The organism is Carboxylicivirga caseinilyticus (assembly GCF_050589785.1).
Lineage (GTDB): Bacteria > Bacteroidota > Bacteroidia > Bacteroidales > Marinilabiliaceae > Carboxylicivirga > Carboxylicivirga caseinilyticus.
This window is the reverse complement of sequence record NZ_JBNGOX010000007.1, coordinates 79,169-104,637: the sequence shown is the minus strand read 5'-3', so window position 1 is coordinate 104,637 and position 25,469 is coordinate 79,169. Positions and strand designations below refer to the sequence as shown.

The following is a 25,469-nucleotide window of genomic DNA, read 5'->3' as shown; positions in this document are numbered from 1 at the left end:
ATCGACTTCATTATGAATAAGAGTTTTAGTGTGGTTTTAGCATTGTTTTTTTTAGCACAATTAGTAAGTGCTCAATCAATGTCGAACCAGGAAATGGAAAAGAAAATTGATGAAATTCTCAATCAATTAACATTACGCGAGAAGGTAGACCTTTGCCATGCGCAATCGAAATTTAGTACAGCAGGAGTTGCCCGATTAGGGATTCCTGAGATATGGATGTCTGACGGACCTCATGGTGTAAGAGGTGAAATTAATTGGAACGACTGGGGATATGCAGGATGGACCAATGATTCTATTACAGCTTTCCCGGCACTTACAGCATTGGCTGCCAGTTTTAATCCTGAATTATCATACGAATATGGTTTTGCTTTAGGTGAAGAGGCCAGATATCGTGAAAAAGATATTTTACTTGGGCCTGGTGTAAATATTTATCGTACACCTTATAACGGTCGGAATTTTGAATATATGGGAGAAGATCCATACCTGGCTTCCATTATGGTGGTTCCATATATTAAAGGAGTACAAAAAAATGGAGTTGCTGCTTGTGTAAAGCATTATGCTTTGAATAATCAGGAACATGATCGTCATGTTATTGATGTAAAAGCTGACGATCGTACTTTACATGAAATTTATTTGCCTGCATTTAAAGCGGCTGTACAGCAAGGTGGCGTATGGTCTTTGATGGGTGCATATAATCAATATAATGGTCAGTTTGCAACACACAACAAAGTTTTAATGAATGACATCCTTAAAGGTGATTGGAATTTTGATGGTGTGGTTGTAAGTGACTGGGGAAGTACACACAGTACAATGGAAGCAGCCCTGAACGGTTTGGATATTGAAATGGGAACCTTTACTAATGGGTTGACTTTTTCTATGAATTTTCCTTATCACGATTATAACCTGGCTAATCCTTTCTACGAAAAAATTAAAAGTGGTGAGATTCCTGAATCTGTAGTTAACGATAAAGCTCGCAGAATTTTGCGATTAATGTTGCGTACCAATATGAATCCGAATCGCCCTTTGGGTAGGATGAACAATCAGGAGCATTCTGATGTGGCACGCAAGGTGGCAACCGAAGGAATTGTTTTACTGAAAAATGAAAATAATTTCTTCCCGTTAAAAGAAACAAAAGGACTTACCATAGCTGTAATTGGGGAGAATGCTACCAAACCAATGACCATTGGAGGTGGATCTTCAGAATTGAAAGCTAAATATGAAATCTCGCCATTGGCAGGTATTCAGAACCGATTTGCAGATGCTACTATTTTGCATGCGATGGGTTATTCATCAGGTCCGTCAGCTTATGGTAGAGTGATTGAATCTCCATTGAATCAGGATAGCTTGTTCCAGAATGCTGTGGAAACAGCTGCTAAAGCCGATATTGTTTTGTTTGTTGGAGGACTAAATAAAAACTTCCAGCAGGATTGCGAAGGAGGAGATCGTATCAGTTACGATTTACCATTTAATCAAAACAAACTGTTAAAGGCTGTTTTAGAAGTAAATTCAAGTGTAGGTGTAGTGTTGGTTAGCGGAAATGCAGTTGCTATGCCTTGGTTAAAGGATGTAAATGCTGTAATGCAAGCCTGGTACCTGGGTAGCGAAGCCGGAAATGCCATTGCTGATGTTATCAGTGGCGATGTTAACCCTTCAGGTAAGTTACCATTTAGTTTCCCGATTAACATTAACGACAATGCAGCTCATTCATTTGGAGAAGAATCTTATCCGGGTGTAAACAAAACTCAGGAATACAAAGAAGGTATTTTAGTTGGTTACCGCTGGTTTGATACCAAGAAAATCAAACCTCAGTTCTCATTTGGTTTTGGATTGTCTTATACCACATTTGCATATAGTAATATGCAGACTGATAAGAAGGCTTACGGAAAAGATGATGAAGTGAAAGTGAGTTTCACTCTAACAAATACAGGAAATGTTGCAGGTGCAGAAATTGCACAATTGTATGTTTCAGATCCCAAGTCATCAGTTATGCGACCAGTAAAAGAGTTGAAAGGCTTTGATAAAGTAATGCTTCAACCTGGTGAATCAAAAGAGGTAAGCATTACAGTTCCTGTTAGCAGCTTTGCTTATTACGCTGTTGACTCAAAAAGCTGGGTAGTTGAACCGGGTGATTTTATCCTACAGGTTAATAGCTCTGCAACAGATAATCAGCTTAAGAAAAAAATTAAAGTGAATTAGTAATAAACCCTTATAGAGAAATGCTGCACAGTTTAATATGTGCAGCATCATCTCTGTTTTTAATTAAATCAGTAACAGATCAAATCCCATTAAATGAGAAAACTTCTTCCCCTTTTAATAGCTATTCTTATGTATTCTTCGGCTATAAAAGCCCAAAAACAAGTTTTCGCAAACGATGAACTGACCATCACTCAACTGGAAGATAAAATGTGGGTGATTGAGACAGTTGATAATACCACCATGTATATTATTGAAGGTGATGAGAAAGCCATGTTAATTGATACTGGTACCGATTGTCACAACCTTCAGGAGGTAGTTAAGAAAATTACCGATAAACCCCTGTATGTCGTTATAACACATATTCATGTTGACCATGCAGGTAATATCTTCGACTTTGAAGATATTTATTTTCATCAGGCAGATGAAGTTCTGATAGATCGATTAAGAGAACCTTATAAAGGCCGCATTCATTATGTGAAAGATGGCGATGTTTTCGATCTTGGAAATAAAGAAATTGAAGTGAAACACATGCCGGGTCATACTCCTGGATCCATTGTTTTGCTGGATTACCAAACAGGTAATTGTTACTCAGGAGATGCATTTGGCTCAGGTCAGGTGTGGTGCCAGTTATGGCCCTTTTCTTCCATGCATACTTACGAGAAATCGTGCCGTACAATGCATAAGTTAATGAACAATGGTATAACTAAGGTTTATTGCGGTCACTACCCTCATATTAAACGGGCTTTTGATAAATCATATATCGAAGATATGTCGCAATTAGCAGCTATGATTCGAAAAGGAACTCAGCCCGAACCTAAACCACATCCATTTATTATTCCAGTCATTGGTGCTGCAAAACCAATGATGTCAACCTATAAAACGGCAACCATTGTTTATGATCCTGAACATGTTAAAAAAGGATTGAAAGGTGAGGTGTCACCCGGTAATTAATTTTCAAGCGATTAATTAGTAACAAAACAAAATCAATTTATCATGTTAAAAAAAGCAGGCTTATTTTTTATCACATTATTATTAGCCGGTAGTACTTATGCTCAATTCCCGGGAATGCCCCCACAAGGAAAAGCATCAATAGACAGCATTAAAAGCGAGGTGCTAAATGTTTATCGTCAATATTCAGTATATCTTCCAAAGAGTTATAGTGTTGATCAGGAACGTACTTATCCGGTATTGTATTTATTGCATGGTGTATTTGATAACAATAATGGCTGGATTCAGCGAGGTCATTTGCAGGATGTGGCTAACCGAATTATCGATGCCGACGAAGCAGATGAGATGATTATTATTGTACCTGATGCAGGTCGCGAATGGAATGGTTATTTCGATATGAAAGGCTGGTCTTACGAAACTTTCTTTTTTACTGAGTTTTTACCAGCAATTGAAAGTAAATACCGAATTATTGGAGATAAGCAGGATCGTGCCATTGCAGGTTTATCAATGGGCGGTGGCGGAACCACTGTTTACGCTCAAAAACATCCTGATATGTTCTCTTCTGCTTATGCCTTAAGTGCGCTAATGGGTATTGAAGAAGGTGGTGGTCTTCCGGCTCAGGATGAAAAGTTCGCTGAATTGAATCGCACGGTTATTGCCAACCACTGTGTGCGTTTTATCGAAAATGCTGATGATGCTACAAAAGCAAATCTGAAAACAGTTCGTTGGTTTGTTGATTGTGGCGATGATGATTTCTTGTTTGATGTAAATATTTCTTTTTATCAGGCAATGCGAAAAGCTCAAATCCCTTGTCAGTTAAGAGTTCGAGATGGCGGTCATGAGTGGGAATACTGGCATTCTGCTTTATACAATATTCTTCCATTTGTATCAAAAGGGTTTAATGAATAAAGCTATCAGCTAATGGCTTTTAGCTTTTAAAAAAAATATTATGCGTAAGATTTTAACGTTAGGTTTTTTAAGTGTTTTCACAACACTGGTTTTTGCTCAATGGCCGGGTTTTGGTAAAGTTGAATACAAAACCATGCCCAGTAAAATTTTGAATGAAGAACGTGAGTACTCCATTTATCTGCCTCCAAACTACGAAACCAATACCGACAAGCAGTATCCGGTTTTGTATCTACTTCACGGAGGTGGAGGTAGTCATAAAGACTGGCCGGGAAGAGGTCATGTGGGTGATGTGGCCAATCAGTTGATTGCATCAAACGAAGCGGTAGAGATGATTATTGTTTGTCCTGAAGCCGGTAAAACCTTTATGAACTATTTCAATAATCCGGACTGGCGTTACGAAGATTACTTTTTCGAAGAGTTGATTCCTCACATCGAAGCGACTTACAGAGCTAAAACTGACAAAGCGAATCGTGCTGTGGCCGGACTGTCAATGGGGGGTGGAGGAACCATTGTATATGCTGCTCATCATCCTGATAAATTTTGTGCTGCTTATGCCATGAGTTCGTATGTTTACCGACATGATAATTTATTCTGGATTGATTTTAATGATCCGGTGCAGAAAAAGATACATCAACTGGTCGAAGATAATAATTGCGTGAAGCTGATTCAAAATGCTGATCAGTCATCTGTTGATGCCATGAAAACTGTGGATTGGTTTGTGGATTGTGGTGATGATGATTTTACCTTCAAAGCCAACCTGGAATTTGCAATGGCCATGAACGAAGCAAAAATTCCAATGCAGTTTAGAGTGCGCGATGGTGGCCACACTTGGGAGTACTGGCATTCGGCTTTGTATATCGCATTGCCTTTCGTGTCTAATGTTTTTCGTCAATAAAACACAATCATGAAATACACATTCCGAATATTGATGTTGTCAGCTGTAATCGTGCAGTTATCAGCATCCTCCTATGGGCAGTTTTCGGGTTATAAACCATCACCCGGCGACACATTGCATTCTATCAGTATCTCGGGCGAAAAGCAGATTACCTTTAGTATATATGCACCCAAAGCATCTGAAGTGAAAGTTTCCGGTGATTTTTTGAAAAACTGGATGCCTTTAAATATGACTAAAGATGAGCTAGGTGTATGGTCTGTTACGTCTGAAGCAGTTCAACCCGATTTATATTCCTACGATTTTATTGTGGACGGGCTAAAGGTCATTGATCCGAAAAATTCACAGGTGAAGGAAGGTGCCAATGGCTTTTCTAACCTGGTGGAAGTGCCAGGTGCTGAAGCTGAGTATCAGGCCATCAAGGAAGTGCCTCACGGACGTCTTGAAAAAGTATGGTTTCAAGCGAAGTGTATTGGTCAGATGAGTCGAGTTCATGTGTATACACCTCCGGGTTACGAGACCATGAAAGAAGCGTTGCCTGTTTTGTATCTGCAGCATGGTGGTGGTGATAACGATGCCTCATGGGCTACAGCCGGAAAAGCAAATTTTATTCTGGATAACCTCCTAACCGAAGGAAAGATGGTGCCAATGGTGGTGGTGATGCCCTTTGGTAATCCGGGTGCTGGTTTCTTTAGTGGGCCTGGTGTTGATCAGGATCCTTACTATAACTACTTTTTTAAAGATCTGCTTCCTTACATTGAATCAAACTATAATGTGAAGACAACACCTGAATTCAGAGCCTATGCCGGTTTGTCGATGGGCGGTTTGCAGGCTTTGAATATGGCTATTTTTTATCCCGAGCAGTTCGGGTATGTATTGCCTTTAAGTACGGGTTTTTTCCCGGATAGCATTAAACTTCTGGAAGAGAAGTATGCAGATCAGTTGAAGAATCCGGCCATCAATCAATTAAAGTTATTCTGGGTAGCGATGGGTGGTAAATCTGATATTGCTTTTCAGAATGGTGAGAATACAAAAGCTTTGTTTGATAAGTACGGAATTAAATATCAATCCAATAGCTATCCTGCAGGCCATACCTTTATTACATGGAGACATAACTTATTGGAGCTGGCGCCATTGTTGTTTAAGCATTAGCACATGATCGTTATTTATAAAATATAGAATCCATAAAATCTTTTATATGAAAAAAATCTTAAATCTATTATTAATCTGCTGCATAGCTGGAAGTGCTTTTGCTCAGGAAAAAGTAACGAAGCAACCTGTTTTTGATGTCCATGTGCACACCATGAAAGTCAATCCGGCCTGGTTGTCATCGATGTGTCCCTGGTTCTTGTCTGATATGCCAGGTGCTGATCCTAACGAGCAGGCCCCGTTCTTTATGAACCAGGATTGTGTTGATCCACTTCCGCCGGCTAAAAATGACCAGCACATGCAGGATGAAGTTATCAAACGCATTAAGGATTTTAACATGACAATGATTGCGTTTGGTGATGCTGAGGTACTGCACAATTGGGCTGATGCGGCTCCAAAAGGAAGAATTATTCCAGGAATAAGCCCGGGAACACTGACCGTTGAGCAGTTTCGTGATTCATTGGAAGGCGGATTTTATAAGGTAATGGCTGAGGTGGCTCCTCAATACCAGGGGATGTCGCCAAGCGATATGACCCTAGATCCTTATTTTGCAGTTGCTGAAGAATTAAATATTCCTGCAGGTATCCATATGGGAACAGGAGGAAACGGCATGGCCAATCTTACACAGCCCAAATACAGAGCTTCTTTAGGTGATCCTTTTTTATTGGAAGATTTATTGGCACGTCATCCCAAGTTAAAAATATGGGTGATGCATGCCGGTTATCCTATGGCCGATCATATGATCGCATTAATGGGAGCCAATGCTTATGTATATGTTGATATTTCAGGAATGATCTGGAGCTATCCTTTGGATGAAGTTCATGCTTATATTAAACGATTAGTACAGGCCGGATTCGGAAAACGGATTATGTACGGAACCGATTTTATGATGTGGCCTCGTTTATTCGAAACTTCAATGGGAGTAATTGAGCATGCTCAATACCTATCCGAAGATCAAAAACGTGATATTTTATTTAACAATGCAGCTCGCTTTTTCCGTATGGATAAAGACGATTTTGAGTGGCCTGAGTAAAAGATTAATCCACTAAAATTAAAGGAGCAAGGTGGTTTTCAGTTTTGATTAACCAGTGCTGTAAACCACCTTTTACTCATCCGTTAAGTTATCTACTTAACCAAATTAATTATTGTCGAGAATAGAATTAGGGTTCATCCTTGCTGATGTGCCAAAGGATGGTGTATGCCTCATTTTATGCACATTGAGAGTTGTTGATTGGTTGATAACTATCAGATGCTTATGTAGATGCGGTGTTAATGCAGTAGAAATGATTGAAAAGAAATTTATAAAATATATTGTAGTTGGTTTATTAGTTTTCCTCTTGGTGAATAAGGAGGCCTATGCGAATGCCATTGCTATATCCACATCGCTTGAAAAAATTGAACTAACAGCTACAATCAGTGATGAAATCTGGCAAAAGGCGACACCAATTGATTTAACAATGCATAAACCTATCTTTGGTAAGGAGCCAAGTGAGAAATCAGATGTAAGACTGTTATATACACAGGATTATTTGTGGGTATTTGCACGATTGTATTATAAGAATCCTGATAATATTGTTGCAAATAGTAAAAAGCGTGATGAAGAATCTAAAAGTTCTGATGCATTTGGTATTATACTGGATACCTATAATGACAACGAAAGTGCCCTGGCTTTTTTCACTTCCCCTACCGGACAGCGCATCGATTATGCCATGGCAAATGATGGAAACTATTCAGTGGGAACAACAGGAACGGTTAATTACAATTGGAATACCTTTTGGGATGTCAAATCTAAAGTAGAAGGGAATTGCTGGTACGTCACCATGCGTATTCCTTTTTCCAGTTTGCGCTTTCAATCAATAGGTGACAAAACAGAGATGGGCCTTATTGTTAATCGAACGATTAGTTATTGCAACGAGATAAATACATACCCGGCCATCGACCCACAGTATGGGATTTATGCGGCCATCAAACCCTCGCAGGCAACAACGGTGAGTCTGGAAAATGTGGAGCCTTCCAAGCCATTGCTTATCAGTCCATATGCCTTAACGGGTTTAACCCAGATTCACGAGTTGAATGAAACAGGCACAAAGTATGATTTAAACAAAACTTCAAATTTAACAGGTGGACTGGATGTTAAATATAACATCAACAGTAACCTCACGCTTGATTTAACGGTTAATACCGATTTTGCGCAGGCCGAAGCGGACGATGAATTGGTTAATATCACGCGCTATTCACTGTATCTGGCCGATAAACGACAATTCTTTCAGGAGCGATCCAGTATTTTCCAATTTTCACTGGGCGGGAGCCAGCAGCTGTTTTACAGTAGACGCATTGGTTTGGCCAACGGGCAACCGGTGACCATTTATGGGGGTGGACGATTAACTGGCCGTATTGGCAAATGGGATGTAGGTATCCTGAATATGCAAACGGAGGCCTTTGAGTCGACGCCATCGGAAAATTTTGGAGTTTACCGTTTAAGACGTCAGGTGCTCAACCCTAATTCGTATGTGGGTGCTATGGCCACAACGCGTTTGGGTGTTGATGGTTCAAAAGGTATGGCCTATGGGGTGGATGCCGTTATTAAATTGTTTGGCGATGATTACCTGGAAGCACGTGTGGCTCAAAATACCGATGCAGACGGAACGGCTATGCTGGCTAATAATGATTTATCGTTTGCTACTGTTAAATGGGAACGAAGAAGAGACGCCGGGTTTGCCTACAACCTCAACTATACCTATTCGGGTACTCAGTTTAGTCCGAGCGTGGGCTTTGTATCAAAGCTGGGGGTAGAGGGCACCTATTTAAAAACACAATATGGTTGGATCTTCGGGGAAAACTCGCCCCTGTATAATTTTAAATTACTGGTTACAGGTACCTACAATGAATTTGTGACGACGAAAGAGTTAGAGTCGGCCTATTGGTACCCAGGGTTCAGTTTGATGACAAAGAGTGGCTGGAGTTTAAGTTCATACTTGTTTAATAAGTTCGAAGGGTTTGACTTTGATTTCTACTTGAGTCAGGATGCTTATGTGCCAGCCGGTAATTATCAGTTTCTTTCCAGCTTCAATGTATTATCTTCACCCATATCTAAACCTGTTTCGTGTGGTTTAATAGCTACTGCCGGTGGCTACTACGACGGTGGGCAATTATCATTAAGCATAAGTCCGGTTTTTAATCTCTCCTCCTCTTTACAGTTAACAACTTCATATAGTTTAAACAAACTAACTTTTAATACGCGCGAACAGGAATTTGTGAGTCATCTGGCTAAATTTAAAGCCTTGGTGATGCTTAATACCAAGTTGTCTATTAGCTCCTTTGTACAGTACAATAGTGTTAGTCATGCTATAAGCGGTAATTTTCGGTTCAGATATAATCCCGCTGAAGGAAAAGATTTATACATTGTGTATAATGAATCACGACCGGATAAAACATATGATTTTCACCAGGTGGAGCCGATCTCATTTTTTAATCGGATGCTGATGGTTAAGTATGTACATACGTTTAAAATATAATAATCCTTTGAATATTAATATTTAAATTTAAAGTATGAAAAAAAATAAGCTGTTAATGTTGGTCCTTATGTTGACCATATGTGGTGGAACTTTCGCACAGGAATTGTCAAACTTTTGGAACCAAAAACCCATTATTTCTCCTGAAATTACGGAAACGGAAGTGACGTTTCGACTGATGGCTCCTGAAGCCGATTCAGTAAAAATAATGGGTGGTTTTACACCGACTGTTAAAATGAAAACGCAGTTTGGCGAAATGGATGTTCCAAGTGCGGTCGATATGACAAAAGATGAAAATGGTCTTTGGTCAATTACAATGCCTGTTCCCGCAGTCGAATTATATACCTATAGCTTTATTGTGGATGGTTTAACGCTTAATGATCCCAGCAATATTTTGTTGCAACGCGATGGAACACGTTACTTAAGTGTTTTATTGGTTCCCGGGGAAAAGACTGAAAACTATTTTGAAGCTAACAAAAGAGGAGATATGCATCAGGTTTGGTACGATTCAAAAACGTTGGGTTTAAACCGTCGTATGTTTGTTTATACACCATATGGTTATGAAACCAGTGGTAAAAAATACCCTGTTTTATACCTGCTGCACGGTGCCGGTGGTGACGAAGATGCCTGGAGCACCATGGGACGTACCCGTCAGATTTTAGATAACCTGATTGAAAAAGGATTAGCTGAACCAATGATTTGTGTGATGCCAAACGGTAACCCAAATCAGATGGCTGCAATAACAACTAAATTACCTCAATCGGAATTGGATTTCAGAGATCCTGCCAATCGTAATTTGTATGTAAACAGCATTGTAAAAGATATCGTTCCTTATGTAGAAAGTAATTTCAGAGTAATTGCTGATGCTGATCATCGTGCCATTGCAGGCTTGTCGATGGGTGGTGGCCATACCATTTCAACTGCCAATGAATATCCGGGAATGTTCCAGTATATCTGTCCTTTAAGTATGGGAATCTGGGGTGAGCAACCAGAAATTGATGATAAGCTAAAAGGATTAAAGGAAGCTGGTTATAAAATGTATTGGTTGGCTTGCGGTAAAACAGATTTTGTGTGGGAAAGTGCTAAGAAACTGGATGCTAAGCTAACAGAGAATGGTTTAAAACATACTTTCTTTGTTACGGAAGGTGGTCACACATGGGCAAACTGGAGAGTTTACCTGAATACATTTGCACCTTTGCTTTTCAAGTAAGAAATTTAGGATTGAGATTAGATAACCTTAATCAATAACTTAACTTATTAATGAGATGAAATCGTTTAACCGAAGACAATTTATCAGATTAACAGCAGCTGGTATGGCAGCTTCAGCATTTATGTCAAACCGAGTGATGGCCAATGTTATTCAATCCAAAACAGATGTTATATCCAATACTGCTTATGGTAAGATAAAAGGTTATCGGTTAAACGGTGTCTCTATCTTTAAAGGGGTTCCTTATGCTGGTAAAGTTTCCGGAGAACGTCGGTTTCTTACCCCTGGTAAACTGAAGCCGTGGACCGGAGTAAGAGATGCCAATCGATTAGGGGCACCTTCGATTCAACCTCCTAATCAGACCTATGGTATAGATGAACCACTACCCGATGAAGATTGTCTGGTTTTAAATATTTGGACTCCTGCAAACGATAACCAAAAACGTCCTGTAATGTTTTATAGTCATGGAGGTGGTTTTGTAACCGGCTCCGGAGGTAGCGCCATGCAGGATGGAGCTAACCTTGCTCAAAGATATAATGTAGTTGTGGTTGAAACCAATCATCGATTGGGCTTGTTGGGTTATCTTTATTTGGATGAGGTTGCAGGAGGTGAATTCAAAGGATCAGGAAACAGAGGAGTTCAGGATATTGCCTTTGCCTTGCAATGGGTAAACGATAACATTGCAGAGTTTGGAGGAGATCCTGATAATGTGATGATTTTTGGAGAATCGGGTGGAGGAATGAAAACATCCTGCTTGTATGCTATGCCTCAGGCAGCACCTTATTTCAATAAAGCTTCTATCGAGAGTGGACCGGGAGTAATCATAAAAACAGCTGATGAGGCTGCTGTCACCACCGAGATGTTGATGAAACAGCTTGGAATTGCCAAAAACAACTGGCAGAAACTACTTGAGATGTCACCTCAGCAAATACTGGATGCCCAATTAGCACTTCAGCGTACTCCTGTGGATGGCACAATGAGAGGTGGTTTTATGGGAATAGGTTCAATAGGCACCAATGCCTTCGGCCCTGTTGTTGATGGTATTGTGTTACCCAATCATCCTTTTGATCCAACTGCTCCTGATATTTCAAAAGATAAACCTTTAATTACCGGATGGAACGAAGACGAGTTTATTTTCTTTGCCATGTACGGTGGCGATACATCTGTTTTTACACTTGATAGAAAAGGTCTGGAAGAAAAGCTGCAGGCTGAGTTTGGAGAGAAAGCAGCATTAGTTTTAGAAACTTATCTAAAGGCGAATCCTTCTGCAACACCTGCAGAAATATATATTGCGATTCGCTCTATCCAGTTTATGGGTCTGGGCTCTATCACTATTGCTGAGCAAAAAGTGAAACAAGGTGGTGCTCCTGCTTATTTGTATAATTTTGGATATAAATCGGAATTAAAAGTGCCTGGCACTGATTATGCTTTTGGTTCAATGCACGCTATGGATATTCCGTTTAAATTTTACAATATTAGTAACGGGATGGCTGGAAAACGGCCTGAACGATTTGAGGCGGCTGATAATATGTGCCAACTCTGGACTTCTTTTGCCCGCAACAGCAAACCAATAGCGAAGGGACAACCAGAATGGGAACCATATAATTTAGAGTCAAGACCTACGATGCGCATTGATACAGTATGTTCATTATTAAATAATCGTTATAAGAGAGAAATAGACATGTGGAGATATTTGGCAAGTCAATCAATCTAATAAATTGAAGCAATTTTTAAATTAACATACACCTTCATTGAAACGAAGTACTGATTATGAAACATCTTATTGTATTATTCTTGCTGCTGCTAAGTGCTTACTCTACAGGAGTTGCCCAAGTCGATAAAGGAACGGTTATAACCGATACTATTTATTCGAAAAATCTTGAAAATAGCTATGGAGAGGATCCAAACCGCGCCGTCTCTGTATATCTTCCTCCGGGATATAGCAATAGTCAGCAGCGCTATCCGGTCATCTATTTTCTGCATGGATTTACAGGAGATGATAAAATGTTAGACTTTATGTCAGATATACTGGACTATTCAATTACGACCAATAAAATACGACCTTTTATTCTTGTTATATCTGATCAGAAAACTACCTATGATGGCAGTTTCTATAGTAATAGTCAGTTATTTGGCAATTGGGAAGATTTTACTGCCTTCGACCTGGTGAAATACATGGATAAAACATACCGCACAATTGCTAAACCTGAAAGTCGTGGTATTACCGGACATAGTATGGGTGGATATGGAGCTCTTAAAATAGCCATGCGTCATCCTGAACTATTCAGCAGTGTTTATGCATTAAGTCCCGGAGCTTTGGCAATAGTCAGAGAATATGGCCCTAACAGTACAACTTATAAAGATTTTGCAGATGTAAAGACGCAGGAAGATTTAAATAAAATTTACTTTGGAAAGGTAATTGTTGCCTTTGGTAAATCATGGTCTCCAAATCCGGAGAATCCACCATTTTATTGCGATGTGCCATTTGAATATACCGATGGAAAAATGACCATCAATCAGGATGTTCTGAAGTTGTGGTATGAAAATATGCCTTTATACATGGTTGATGCTTATCTGGATAATTTAAATAAGTTGAAGGCGATAAAATTAGATTGGGGAAGAAATGCTGGTGATAGATTTACTATTCAATGTAAGATGTTTAGCCAGAAATTAGAAAATGTGGGAGTCAAACATTTTGCAGAGGAATATATTGGAACACATGTGAATAATATTTATACAAAAGACGGTCGTATACCTAACCAGATGTTACCATTTTTTAATTCATACCTGATTTTTAGTGACAACTAAACAAGAATAATCAAAACTGTTACACAGTAAATTAAAAGAAATAGTGTTAAGATTAATAATTGAAGCTATCCCCGGAATAAATGTTTTTCGGGGATATTTATTATTGTGCTTACCAACTGTTGTTAAATCCGTTCTTTAAGGCTTCTTTATAATTCTCTTGGTTAAACTCATACAAAAACGGAGCTTTGTGAGCCACGCCTTCACGCTTTTCATCCAGCTTGTTCAGTATATTATAGGCATTCATCTTGCGCTGAAAGTTACGTCTATCCAACTTCTTACCAAGAATCGTTTCATACAGACTTTGCATTTCGGGCATTGTGAACTTTTGTGGTAACAGGTTGTAACCTATCGGAGTATAGCTTATTTGTAAACGAAGAGTTTTTAAAGCAGTATTGATAATCTCTTTGTGGTCAAGAATAGTGTTTTTAACCTTATCAATGGCAACCCATTTGGATTTGTCGGAGTATCTATCAAGTGTTGTTGTGACTTTTGTGTGATCTAACAAAGCATACAATCCAATTGAGATAAATCTTGATTGGAAAACGGACACATCGTATCTGCCAATTTTTTTAATTAGTTCCAGTATCTCAGGTGCGTGTTTTGAACGTTCAGGATTACTAAAAACATCAAATTGTTTGAGAAATATATTCTCTAATCCTATTCTTTCTTTTAAAATGTCTGCTCCAGCTTCCTCTATGGTTTTGTTTTTTTCTATAAATCCACCTGGTAAGGCCCAAAGGTTGGTACCTGTATAGTTTAATAGGAAAACTTTTAGTTCATTCTCATGAAAACCAAAAATAACACAATCAACAGAAATATTAGGAATAATATCTTGGTTTGTAATGTCTGTCACAGCTATAATTTTATGCTAAAATAATTAAAAAATATTAATCGCTTTTTTTTGATGTTTAAGAAAATCTGAGTATCATTGTGTCACAAAGACGCAATGGTTTTGCGAATGTAGATAAACCTTAAAAGTAGTACAAATTAAATCCAAAAAAATGAAAAAAAACCGACGAGATTTTTTCAAGACGGTAGGCATTGGAGCCGCTGGTCTCGGATTATCATCGTTTTCACAGGTTACCATGGTGTCAGAGAAGATGATCTCTGATGATCAGCAACTGGTAGTCGGTGATGATATTGCCATTGCACAAACACAATACGGCAAAGTGCAGGGTTTTATTCTGAGAGGTATTTTTCAGTTCAGGGGTATACCTTATGGGGCAGATACAAGTGGTAAAAACAGATTTATGCCACCACAAAAACCTCGGCCTTGGAAAGAAACCTATCCGGCTGTTTGGTGGGGTAATACAGCTCCTCAGATCATGGATAACCGATATGCTAATAATTTTGCTTCGTTTGTTGATCACTGGAATTACGATGATGTTAGCGAGGATTGTCTAAGGCTTAATGTTTGGACACCAGCTATTAAAGATAGTAAAAAACGACCTGTTTTAGTATGGCTTCATGGTGGTGGATATACTAACGGTAATGGATATGAACAGGATGGATACGATGGAGAAAACTTTTGTAGAAAAGGGGATGTGGTTTTCTGTTCAATCAATCATCGTCTAGGTCCAATCGGATTCTCAGACTTGTCGGTTAGTGGCGATGCTAAATATGCTGATTCAGGAAATGTTGGGGCTTTGGATATGGTAGCAGCCTTAGAGTGGGTTAGAGATAATATCGCTGAGTTTGGAGGCGATCCGGGCAATGTAACTATTATGGGGCAATCCGGTGGAGGAGCTAAAGTGTGTACTTTAACCGCTATGAAAAAAGCCAAAGGATTATTTCATAAAGCAGTTCCGTTAAGTGGATCAACACTTGCAGGAAAAGATCAGAAGGTATCGAAAAAATTAGGACAGTATATAATTGAAGAAGCCGGTTTGCAAGCTTCGGAGGTTGATAAACTGCAGGAGCTTAGCTGGCGCGAATATATTGATATTGCAAATAAAGCATCACGCCGTTACATGGAAGAAAATCCAGGAGGAAATTCATTCAGAGGAGGTTTCGGACCTGTAGCTGACGGAAGAAACTTACCGCTTGAATCCTTCTATTCTGATGTAAAAGGCTTATCTTCTGATGTGCCTATGCTTATTAGTACCACTTTTCATGAATGGTCGATGAGCCGAAATAATGCGGAACTGGAAGCTATTACTAAAGAAAACGCAATTGCTTTTCTTACCGAACGTGCCGGTTTTAGCGGAGGTTTGGGTGATAAAGCTGAACCTGTTTATAACGCTTATGAAAAGGTATTTCCGAAAGCAAAGCCCATTGAAATAATGACTCTGATTGTCAGTAATCGAAAAAGTGCCATTGAAACAGCAAATGCAAAAGCCTCGCAGGATGCACCTGTTTATATGGCCTGGTTTGGTTGGGAACCTCCAATGTTCAATAATCGCATGAGAGCATTCCATTGTTTGGATATCTGCTTTTGGTTTAATAATACCGATCGTATGTTTACCCATACAGGAGGCGGAAGTCGACCAAGAGAATTGTCGGATAAAATGAGCCAAACCTTAATTCGTTTTATGAAAAACGGTAATCCAAATGGCGGAGGTTTGCCTGAGTGGCCAAGGTATACACCGGAAAAAGGAGCAACAATGGTATTAAACGATACTTCTGTTGTTAAGAATGATCCGGATAGAGAAGCTAGAAAATTATTGGAATAAAAGTTCAAATATTATTATATGAAAAAATCTATTTATCGTAGTGGACTAAAAGGGATGTCTTTTCTCTTAATGTCAGCTTTCTTTTTTAATTGTACTGCACCAAAAGTAACAGAACCGGGTGAGAAAGAGGCCGCTGAAATTGTGGCAAAAATGAATTTGAAGCAAAAAGCTCAGCTTTTGATCGGAACAGGTATGTTTATGGATTTACCTGATTCTATTAAAGCAATGTTTCCTCAGCCTGAAAAAGTAATAAATGATACCGTTTACCATGATATGGTAGATCATATCAGAACCTATTTGCCGGGTGCAGCTGGTTTTTCATCAGAATATCCTGAATTGAATATTACTTCTCAGGTATTGGCTGATGGTCCTGCAGGTTTACGTATTCAACCGAAACGCAGAAATGATGATGCTACTTATTACTGTACAGCTTTCCCGATTGCAACCGTTTTGGCTTCAACATGGGATACTGAATTAGTATATAACGTAGGTAAAGCTATGGGTAACGAAGTGTTGGAATATGGTGCTGATGTATTATTGGCTCCGGGTATGAATATCCAACGCGATCCATTATGTGGTCGTAACTTTGAGTATTACTCAGAAGATCCTTTGGTAACCGGTAAAATGGCAGCTGCTATGGTAAATGGTGTTCAGTCTAATGGAGTAGGAACATCTATCAAACATTATGCGGTTAATAACCAGGAAACAAACCGTATGTCGGTTGATGCCAATGTTAGTCAGCGTGCTTTACGCGAAATCTATTTGAAAGGATTTGAAATTGCTGTTAAAGAATCTCAGCCATGGACAGTAATGTCATCATATAACAAATTAAATGGTGTTTATACTTCAGAGAGTCATGATCTACTTACTAAAGTTCTTCGTGATGACTGGGGATTTGAAGGATATGTAATGACCGACTGGGGTGGAGGTAGCGATGTTGTTGCTCAGATGAAAGCTGGTAATGACATGATTATGCCTGGTACTCCTGAGCAAACAGAGACATTAATTGCTGCGGTTACTGAAGGTAAACTGGATGAAGCTGTTTTGGATCAAAACCTTAATCGTATCCTTAAAATTATGTTCAAATCACCTAAGTTTAAAGGATATCAAAACAGTAACAAACCAAATTTGGAGGCTCATGCACAAATAACTCGTCAGGCTGCAACCGAAGGTATGGTATTGCTGGAAAACAGTGGTAAAACACTTCCTTTGGCATCTGAAGTTAAAAATGCTGCAGTTTTTGGTACTACTTCTTACGATTTTATTGCAGGTGGTACTGGTAGTGGTGATGTTAATGAGGCGTATACCGTTTCGTTAATGGAAGGTTTGGCTAATGGTAACATCAGTGTGAATGATGAGCTTGCAGCTACATACAAAGATTATATTAAACAAGAGCAGGCTAAAGGTAAAAAATCAGATAACTGGTTGACTGTTTTGATGGGTGGAAAAGTTCCTGTTGCAGAAATGGACGTAAGTTCTAAGCTAGCTAAGAAAATGGCTGAAGCTTCAGAAGTAGCTTTAATTACCATCGGTCGTAATTCTGGTGAAGGTGGTGATCGTAAGCCAATTGAAGGTGATTTCTACCTTACTGCAACAGAAAAAGGAATGATCAAAACGGTTTCTGATGCATATCATGCTGTTGGTAAAAAAGTAATTGTGATACTTAACGTAGGTGGTGTTATCGAAACGGCTTCATGGAAAAATATTCCTGATGCTGTATTATTGGCCTGGCAAGGTGGTCAGGAAGGTGGTAACTCGGTTGTAGATATCTTAACCGGTAAAGTTAATCCATCAGGTAAATTAGCAATTACTTTCCCTGTTTCTTATGATGATGCTCCGACTCATACAACATTCCCTGGTCATGAGATTGCTGGTGATGTTGATGATGCAGAAGATCTTTCCGGATTCTCATTTATGAAACGTGTGCCATGGGAAGTATTCCACGAAGAGGATATTTATGTAGGATATCGTTACTACAATACATTTAATGTGCCAGTTGCTTATTCATTTGGTTACGGTTTATCATACACAACTTTCAAATACGACAATATCAAAGCTGATAAAGAAGTATTTGATGGTAAACTAACAGTGTCTGTTGAAGTTACCAATACAGGAGATGTGGCAGGTAAAGAAGTTGTACAGGTTTACTTACATGCTCCTTCAAATAAAATGGAAAAACCAGAAGCTACTTTGATCAACTTCGGTAAAACTAAATTACTTCAGCCAGGTGAGTCACAAATACTTACTTTTGATGTTGTAACTAAAGATCTTGCTTCGTTTGATACAAATTCATCATCGTGGGTAGCTGAAGAAGGAGCTTACGATGTGTTGATTGGTAGCTCATGTCAGAATATTCAGGGAACTAATCAATTTACAGTACCTGAAGCGATTGTTGTAGAAACTGTGTCAAATGCATTGGCACCAGTAAAAGAAATCAATAAATTATCTCAGAAATAAGTTGAATGGTCATTCGCTTTTTCTTCATATTATTATTAGCAACAGCCTGTTGTAACGAAAAAGAACAAGTTGAGGTTGTGAAAGTTTGTGGAGGCTTAGTGTCAGGTAAATATTTACCTGACACCGAAGTCTTTGCATATAAAGGTATTCCGTTTGCAAAACCACCGGTTGGTGATTTGCGTTGGAAGGCCCCACAGCCGGTTGATTCATGGGATGGTGTGCGCGATTGTACAGCGTTTTCTGCCAGTGCCATGCAATTTACCCCTCAACCTTTCTTAATGTGGACACAGGAGTTTATTGCTCCTGCTGAACCATTGAGCGAAGATTGTTTGTATCTGAATGTATGGACTGCGGCTAAAAAAGAAGAGAAACAACCGGTTATTGTATTTATTCATGGCGGAGGTTTTTCAAGTGGTTCGGGTTCAGTGCCAATTTATGATGGAGCTAATATGGCTGCCAAAGGTGCTGTTTTTGTAACCATTAATTACAGGGTTGGAATATTTGGTTTTTTTGCTCATCCTGAGTTGAGTAAAGAAGCTGCTTCCGGAACATCGGGTAACTATGGTTTGCTGGATCAGATTGCAGCTTTAAAATGGGTGAGAGATAACATTGGAGAGTTTGGTGGAGATCCGGATAATGTAACCATTGCTGGTCAGTCGGCAGGTGCATTCAGTGTTAATTATCTTGTAGCTTCACCTTTGGCAAAAGGTTTATTCCACAGAGCCATTGCTGAAAGTGGTGGTGCTGTAATGTCAACCAATCGTTTATCGATGGGAAATACCTTAGTCATTGCCGAATCTGTGAATCAGGAGTTGGGTGAGCACTTGGAAATTACATCTATTGCTGATTTTCGTGCAATGCCAGCAGATAGCTTACTGAAATTAGGATCAATGAGTATACCCGTTGTTGATGGATATGTTCTGCCAAAAGATGTTCATTCTATTTTTACTAATGGTGAGCAGAATGATGTTCCTGTTTTATTGGGCTGGAATGCCAATGAAGGAAATTTTGGAGGTCCTTTAAAATCAGCAGCTGATTTTAAAAATGAATGCGAACAAAAATATGGTGAAAGGGCATCCGAATTCTTGGAAGTTTTTCCAGCTCAGAATGATTCTATAGCGCAAGCTTCTCAGATAATGTTAAGTGGTTTGCAAACATTTGGTATTCAGGCATACAAATGGGCTGAATTACAAAATCAAAAAGAATCATCACCTGCGTTTGTGTATTTTTTTAATCGTTCGGTGCCATATGGAGAAGGACAGCAGGATTTTGGGGCATTTCATACAAGTGAAGTTTCTTATGCTTATTGTAATCTTGATAAAAGTTCAATAAGACCATGGACGCAAACAGATTATCAACTTGAAAAAATAATGTCATCATACTGGATCAATTTTGCAAGAAATGGCAATCCCAATCGTGATCAACTACCAATCTGGAAACCATATACAAAAGAAATGCACCAGGCAATGATTCTTGGTGAAAAAACAGAAATGAAAGAATTACCTCATCTTGATGAGTTGAATTTGATAGAATCCATATTCAAAAACATTAAAGACTAACCCTTTTTGAGTTATGTTTTTTAAGTTGTGTTATTGATGTGAGGCAAGTGTCGTAATGGCACTTGCTTATTCAATAAAACTTTAACGTCATACCCTTAAATTTTTAGGCATGCGATTACTCCCAACATTATTGCTCTTATCCCTGATCTCTTCTTTAATTTCCTGCCAGCCTAAATATAGCGTACAGGAAAACAATGAGATTGTATATTTAATTAATGAAAACGGACCAACACTTGGATATTCTGTAAATTCAGGAGTGAAGCTTGTTGAAAGCAGTCGTTTTGCATTTAAGGATTTAAATAAAAATGGCCACCTCGATCCATATGAAGACTGGCGCTTATCAGCAGATGAAAGAGCCAAATATTTAATTAGTAAAATGAGTGTTGAACAAATGGCCGGACTGATGCTTTACAGTGGTCATCAGGCAATACCGGTTTTGGTTCAGGGTAGGTACGGAGGTACATATAATGGTAAAGTTTTTAGCGAAAGTGGCATGCAGGCAAGTGATCTGACGGATCAACAAAAAATATTTTTAACTGATGATCATCTTCGTCATGTATTGATTACTTCAGTTGAATCACCTGCAGTTGCTGCACAATGGAATAATAATGCGCAGGCTTTGGTTGAAGGTATTGGATTGGGAATTCCAATCAATATTAGTTCTGATCCACGTCATGGAAGCGATTCATATGCTGAATACAATGCCGGTGCGGGTGGTAAGATCTCGATGTGGCCAAGTACATTAGGATTAGCTGCAACCTTTGATCCTGAAATTATGAAGGAATTTGGCGAAGTTGCTTCTCAGGAGTACAGAGCTTTAGGAATTGCAACTGCTTTATCTCCTCAGATCGATTTGGGAACAGAGCCTCGCTGGAGTCGTTTTGATGGAACCATGGGAGAAGATCCTGAATTAACAACGGATATGGCCCGAGCTTATGTAGATGGTTTTCAAACTTCTTACGGAGAAGATGAAATTCAGAACGGTTGGGGAATGACAAGTGTTAATGCCATGGTAAAACATTGGCCTGGTGGTGGCCCTGAAGAAGGTGGTAGAGATGCTCATTATGGTTATGGAGCTTATGCTGTTTATCCTGGAAATAACCTGAAAGATCATTTGAAACCATTTACCGAAGGTGCTTTTAAATTAAAAGGTGGAACTCAAATGGCTTCGGCTGTAATGCCCTATTATACTATTTCATTCGATCAGGATAAGGTGAATGATGATAAAGTAGGAAACTCATATAATAAGTATTTGATTACTGATCTGTTAAGAGAAAAATATCAATACGATGGAGTGGTTTGTACTGATTGGATGATTACGGCTGATGCTCATTCGGTTGATGCGTTCGAAGGAAAATGCTGGGGAGTTGAAAAGCTTTCTGTAGCTGAACGTCATTTTAAGGCCATTGAAGCCGGAGTGGATCAGTTTGGAGGAAACAACGAAATGGGTCCGGTATTGGAAGCTTATCAGATGGGAGTTGATAAATTTGGAGAAGAAGCAATGCGAAAGCGATTTGAGGCTTCGGCACTAAGACTTTTGCGCAATGTTTTTCGTGTTGGTTTATTTGAAAATCCTTATCTGGATGTTGAAAAAACACAAGAGGTTGTTGGTAATCCGGACTTCATGAAGAAGGGTTATGATGCACAACTAAAGTCGGTTGTGATGTTGAAAAACAAGGCGCAGACACTTCCTATAAAAGAAAGATTGAAGGTTTATGTTCCAATGCGTTACACCCCCGGAGGAGTAAACTGGTTTGGAATGGCATATCCTGAGAAGAATGAATATCCATTTAATATGGATAAGGTAAAAGAATATTACGATGTGGTTGATGATCCTAAAGAAGCTGATTTTGCATTAGTTGGTATTCGCAATCCGGATGGAGGAGCAGGGTATGACAAAAATGATTTGACTAAAGGTGGAAATGGATATGTTCCTGTCAGTCTTCAATACAATGATTACACAGCAACATATGCCAGAGAGCAAAGTATTGCTGGTGGCAGTCCGTTTGAGGATTTTGAAAACCGATCATACAAAGGGAAAACGGTGAAAACAAATAATGTTTTTGATTACTATATGGTGCGTGATACCAAAAAGGCAATGGGCAATAAGCCGGTTATTGTTATTGTTCATGCTTCGAAACCAATGGTAATGTCAGAAATTGAGCCGTTGGCAGATGGTATATTAATGCATATGGGTGTACAACATCAGGCTATTCTGGATATATTAAGTGGAAAAACAGCACCGAGTGGTTTGCTTCCATTTCAGTTGCCAGAGAATATGAAGACTGTAGAAGAACAGTTTGAAGATAAAGCACATGATATGAAATGTTATACCGATAGTGAAGGAAATACATATGACTTTGGGTACGGATTGAATTTTAGTGGAGTAATCAATGATGATAGAGTAAGCAGGTATCGTAAATAGATACCTGGCTTCTGTAAAATTTCGAATAAATATTAATGATGATTAAACTGTGATACTATTCGCAGAAGGGGATCATATTATCTGAATTAAATGCGGATTGAGATTTTAAATATACTGATAATCAGTTTTGTAATTGGAGTGTTGGGCGTCGGAGCACAGTCACTGTCGTTAGAAGGAAATGCTTTCAGTAGTGTGTATTCAGCTACTATTTCTGCAAGGGGCAATATTAATAAGGCAAATACACTGGATTATAGTTTGATGTCTCGTTTTGATGGTGACTACGAAACGATTAATAGCATTCATACGCTTTTGTTTGGAACAATGGGTCGTCAGCTTTTACCATCAATCAAAGCCACTGCCGGAGCAATCTATTCTTCCGGAGGACAGGTGCAACCGTCATTAGGAATTCAATGGTATGCTAAGATGAAGAACTGGCTGATTATGTTGTATCCCAATGTAAACATCAGTTCGCAATCTGACCTTATGCAAATTGCAATGTTAAAATATAGTTTGAAGGCTAAAAAAACGATCTGGTATACACAAGGTAAATCGTTGTCTATTATCAATGATGAAGGCCATCAGTTTACAACAATTCGAGTGCAGGCTGGTATCGACAGAGGTAGAATACAGGGCGGAATAAGTAATGATATTAATTTATTTGGCTCTTCTTTTGATGCCGTAAGCCGATTGGGATTGTTTTTAGCCATTGGTATTTTGAAGAAAGATGACTAAATAAAATTCTTATCCAGAAAATCTTTAAACTGCTTTTTAAACTGATCACTTACAGGTATATATTCTTTGCCAAATACAATTCGGCTGCGATCAATGGTTTCGATTTTTTCGAGATTAACTATAAACGAGCGATGTACGCGCATAAATTTCTCTTCAGGGAGTTTTGATTCTAAGGCTTTAAGTGAATTTAGTGACATTACCGGTTTATCCTGATGTTGAAGAAAAACTTTTACATAGTCTTTTAATCCTTCGATGTATAAAATGTCGTTAAAGTTAATGCGACGAATCTTATAGTCCGATTTAAGAAATAAAAATGCATTGTTGGATTCTACGGTTTCCTGTGACTGGTATTGAATAAGTTTCTGTGCCTTTTTTGCCGCCTTTAGAAATTCTTCATAACCAAATGGTTTTAAAAGATAATCAATGGCATCAAGTTTAAAACCTTCCAAAGCGTATTTCTCAAAGGCTGTAGTGAATACCAATTTAGGTGGATTTTCAAGGATACGTGCAAATTCAATTCCAGTAAGGTCAGGCATTTGAATATCAATAAACATCAGATCAGCTTCCTGCTCATTCAAAAATTCCATTGCATCAATTGGGTTATCAAAAGCTCCGATTAAATCCAGAAAGGGAGTTTTCTCTATATAATTCGTTAAAAGTTGAAGTGCAAGAGGTTCGTCATCTATAGCAATGGTTCTGATCATGTCTTAGTTTAATTCGATATTTAATTCAACCTTAAATTCATCATTTTCTTTTGTAATTTCCAGCTGGTGTCTGTTTGGATATAATAGTTGTAATCGTTTTTTTACATTTTCAAGACCAATGCCAGAATGATTTTCAGTCAATTTAGTTTCGGGAGCTTTGCTAATACTGTTTACACAATGAAATGACAATGAGTTTCCATCTGTTTTCATACCAATACGGATAAAGGAAGCCTCACGGTAGCTTATTCCGTGTTTAAATGCATTTTCGATAAATGGAATAAACAATAAGGGTGGAATTTTCACGCCCAGATGTTCACTGGGTAAGCTAATTTCAAAGTTTACTTTTGGTGAAACACGTAAACGCATCAAATCGATATAATGATTTAGAAAATCAACCTCCTGCTTTAATTCAGTTTTACCATCTTCCGAATCATAAAGCAAGTATCGCATCAGCTTAGATAATTTTAATACCGAATCCTGTGCATCTTTTGTGCTGATTTCAATTAAGGCATAAATATTATTTAACGTATTAAAGAAAAAGTGAGGACTAACCTGGTTTTTTAAAAAGGCAAGTTCTGAATTCAGCTTTTCTTTTTCTAATTCCTTCTGTCTTTTTTCGGTGGCAATATGTTCTTCAATTACTCTTAATCCTAAGGCAAATCCACTAATTATTAAGGAGGTGAGTCCAAAGAAATAGACCTGCATTTGTCTAACAGGCGCTTTCGGAATTATATTTTCATCACTTAATTTTTTAAAGGCCTCGGCAATTTTTTGATCTCTCTCCGGATTATGAATAAAGGTTTCATTTAAGAGTTCCGAAACGAAATAGAAAAGAAGAATGGTAGCAACACCAATAATAAAGTAAAGTGTTTTTTTTCCATTCAGATAAAAGCGGGGAACTAAAAATAAGTAATTGATATAGAATATTATTCCGTAGATGGCAGCTGCCAGATAAAAGCCCCAGGCAATAAAATTCTGGTTTCCCCAGTAACGATTGATAATAAGCTGGGGCAGAATTACCAGCCCCAGCCATGCCAATATATGCATTACAATCGTTAAAGCCTTATTATGCGGTGTTTTGATCATATCTGTATTAACAGTTATTTCTTTCTTGCCAAAATACATATTATAGCCATATTAATTATCCAATCATCGTATAAATTTCTGTCTCACTCAAAGCTAAGTCACTATTAATTTAGTGGAAACCATTTAATCTTGACCTTTAGATCATATTCCGGGCAGAAGTAAGAAGTAAGAAGGCAGTAGCCCGAAGTTGGAGATGAAAAGTGATTTTGATCA

General features: G+C 38.5%; 18 protein-coding genes. 15 read left to right on the top strand and 3 right to left on the bottom strand.

All coding sequences use genetic code 11. The features are described 5' to 3' along the window. Positions 1 to 12 precede the first annotated feature (12 nt). From ACRD62_RS05705 to ACRD62_RS05660, 10 genes are all read left to right on the top strand, one after another. Positions 13 to 2,196 (top strand): beta-glucosidase family protein, encoded by a 2,184-nt coding sequence (locus tag ACRD62_RS05705; protein WP_430819167.1) that lies wholly within the window; start codon positions 13 to 15, stop codon positions 2,194 to 2,196. Between the two features lie 93 nt (positions 2,197 to 2,289). Next, positions 2,290 to 3,147: an MBL fold metallo-hydrolase gene (locus ACRD62_RS05700; RefSeq protein ID WP_430819166.1), complete on the top strand. Its 858-nt coding sequence runs from the start codon at positions 2,290 to 2,292 to the stop codon at positions 3,145 to 3,147. Between the two features lie 42 nt (positions 3,148 to 3,189). After that, positions 3,190 to 4,053, top strand: a complete 864-nt coding sequence (locus ACRD62_RS05695; RefSeq protein ID WP_430819165.1) for an alpha/beta hydrolase — start codon at positions 3,190 to 3,192, stop codon at positions 4,051 to 4,053. Positions 4,054 to 4,093: 40 nt separating this feature from the next. Then, complete coding sequence (locus ACRD62_RS05690) at positions 4,094 to 4,948, top strand: alpha/beta hydrolase (RefSeq protein ID WP_430819164.1); 855 nt, start codon at positions 4,094 to 4,096, stop codon at positions 4,946 to 4,948. 9 nt (positions 4,949 to 4,957) lie between these two features. Beyond that, the gene (locus ACRD62_RS05685; RefSeq protein WP_430819163.1) at positions 4,958 to 6,097 is read left to right on the top strand and encodes an alpha/beta hydrolase-fold protein; all 1,140 of its coding nucleotides are present in this window, start codon (positions 4,958 to 4,960) and stop codon (positions 6,095 to 6,097) included. Positions 6,098 to 6,143: 46 nt separating this feature from the next. Further along, positions 6,144 to 7,127: an amidohydrolase family protein gene (locus ACRD62_RS05680; protein ID WP_430819162.1), complete on the top strand. Its 984-nt coding sequence runs from the start codon at positions 6,144 to 6,146 to the stop codon at positions 7,125 to 7,127. A gap of 250 nt (positions 7,128 to 7,377) precedes the next feature. Further along, a complete protein-coding gene (locus ACRD62_RS05675; RefSeq protein ID WP_430819161.1) occupies positions 7,378 to 9,609 on the top strand; it encodes a carbohydrate binding family 9 domain-containing protein in 2,232 nt (743 codons plus the stop codon). A gap of 34 nt (positions 9,610 to 9,643) precedes the next feature. Further along, complete coding sequence (locus ACRD62_RS05670; protein ID WP_430819160.1) at positions 9,644 to 10,816, top strand: esterase; 1,173 nt, start codon at positions 9,644 to 9,646, stop codon at positions 10,814 to 10,816. Between the two features lie 55 nt (positions 10,817 to 10,871). Beyond that, entirely contained in the window at positions 10,872 to 12,527 is a 1,656-nt protein-coding gene (locus tag ACRD62_RS05665; RefSeq protein WP_430819159.1) for a carboxylesterase/lipase family protein, read from the top strand. Positions 12,528 to 12,583: 56 nt separating this feature from the next. After that, a complete protein-coding gene (locus ACRD62_RS05660) occupies positions 12,584 to 13,621 on the top strand; it encodes an alpha/beta hydrolase (protein ID WP_430819158.1) in 1,038 nt (345 codons plus the stop codon). A 109-nt stretch (positions 13,622 to 13,730) separates the two neighbouring features. Here ACRD62_RS05660 and ACRD62_RS05655 read toward each other — a convergent pair whose 3' ends face one another. After that, entirely contained in the window at positions 13,731 to 14,474 is a 744-nt protein-coding gene (locus ACRD62_RS05655; protein ID WP_430819157.1) for an NUDIX hydrolase, read from the bottom strand. Between the two features lie 148 nt (positions 14,475 to 14,622). Between ACRD62_RS05655 and ACRD62_RS05650 the strand changes: the two genes are divergently transcribed. The 5 genes from ACRD62_RS05650 (at position 14,623) to ACRD62_RS05630 (ending at position 23,466) form a co-directional block, all read left to right on the top strand. Then, a complete protein-coding gene (locus tag ACRD62_RS05650; RefSeq protein ID WP_430819156.1) occupies positions 14,623 to 16,293 on the top strand; it encodes a carboxylesterase/lipase family protein in 1,671 nt (556 codons plus the stop codon). A gap of 18 nt (positions 16,294 to 16,311) precedes the next feature. Then, positions 16,312 to 18,750 (top strand): glycoside hydrolase family 3 N-terminal domain-containing protein, encoded by a 2,439-nt coding sequence (locus ACRD62_RS05645; protein WP_430819155.1) that lies wholly within the window; start codon positions 16,312 to 16,314, stop codon positions 18,748 to 18,750. A 5-nt stretch (positions 18,751 to 18,755) separates the two neighbouring features. After that, positions 18,756 to 20,309, top strand: a complete 1,554-nt coding sequence (locus tag ACRD62_RS05640) for a carboxylesterase/lipase family protein (RefSeq protein ID WP_430819154.1) — start codon at positions 18,756 to 18,758, stop codon at positions 20,307 to 20,309. 109 nt (positions 20,310 to 20,418) lie between these two features. After that, complete coding sequence (locus tag ACRD62_RS05635; protein WP_430819153.1) at positions 20,419 to 22,734, top strand: glycoside hydrolase family 3 protein; 2,316 nt, start codon at positions 20,419 to 20,421, stop codon at positions 22,732 to 22,734. Positions 22,735 to 22,824: 90 nt separating this feature from the next. Further along, positions 22,825 to 23,466 (top strand): hypothetical protein, encoded by a 642-nt coding sequence (locus tag ACRD62_RS05630; RefSeq protein WP_430819152.1) that lies wholly within the window; start codon positions 22,825 to 22,827, stop codon positions 23,464 to 23,466. Here ACRD62_RS05630 and ACRD62_RS05625 read toward each other — a convergent pair. Continuing rightward, complete coding sequence (locus ACRD62_RS05625) at positions 23,463 to 24,170, bottom strand: LytR/AlgR family response regulator transcription factor (RefSeq protein WP_430819151.1); 708 nt, start codon at positions 24,168 to 24,170, stop codon at positions 23,463 to 23,465. The two genes, ACRD62_RS05630 and ACRD62_RS05625, sit on opposite strands and share 4 nt — an antisense overlap. A 3-nt stretch (positions 24,171 to 24,173) precedes the next feature. Then, positions 24,174 to 25,295: a sensor histidine kinase gene (locus ACRD62_RS05620; protein ID WP_430819150.1), complete on the bottom strand. Its 1,122-nt coding sequence runs from the start codon at positions 25,293 to 25,295 to the stop codon at positions 24,174 to 24,176. Positions 25,296 to 25,469: the final 174 nt, after the last annotated feature.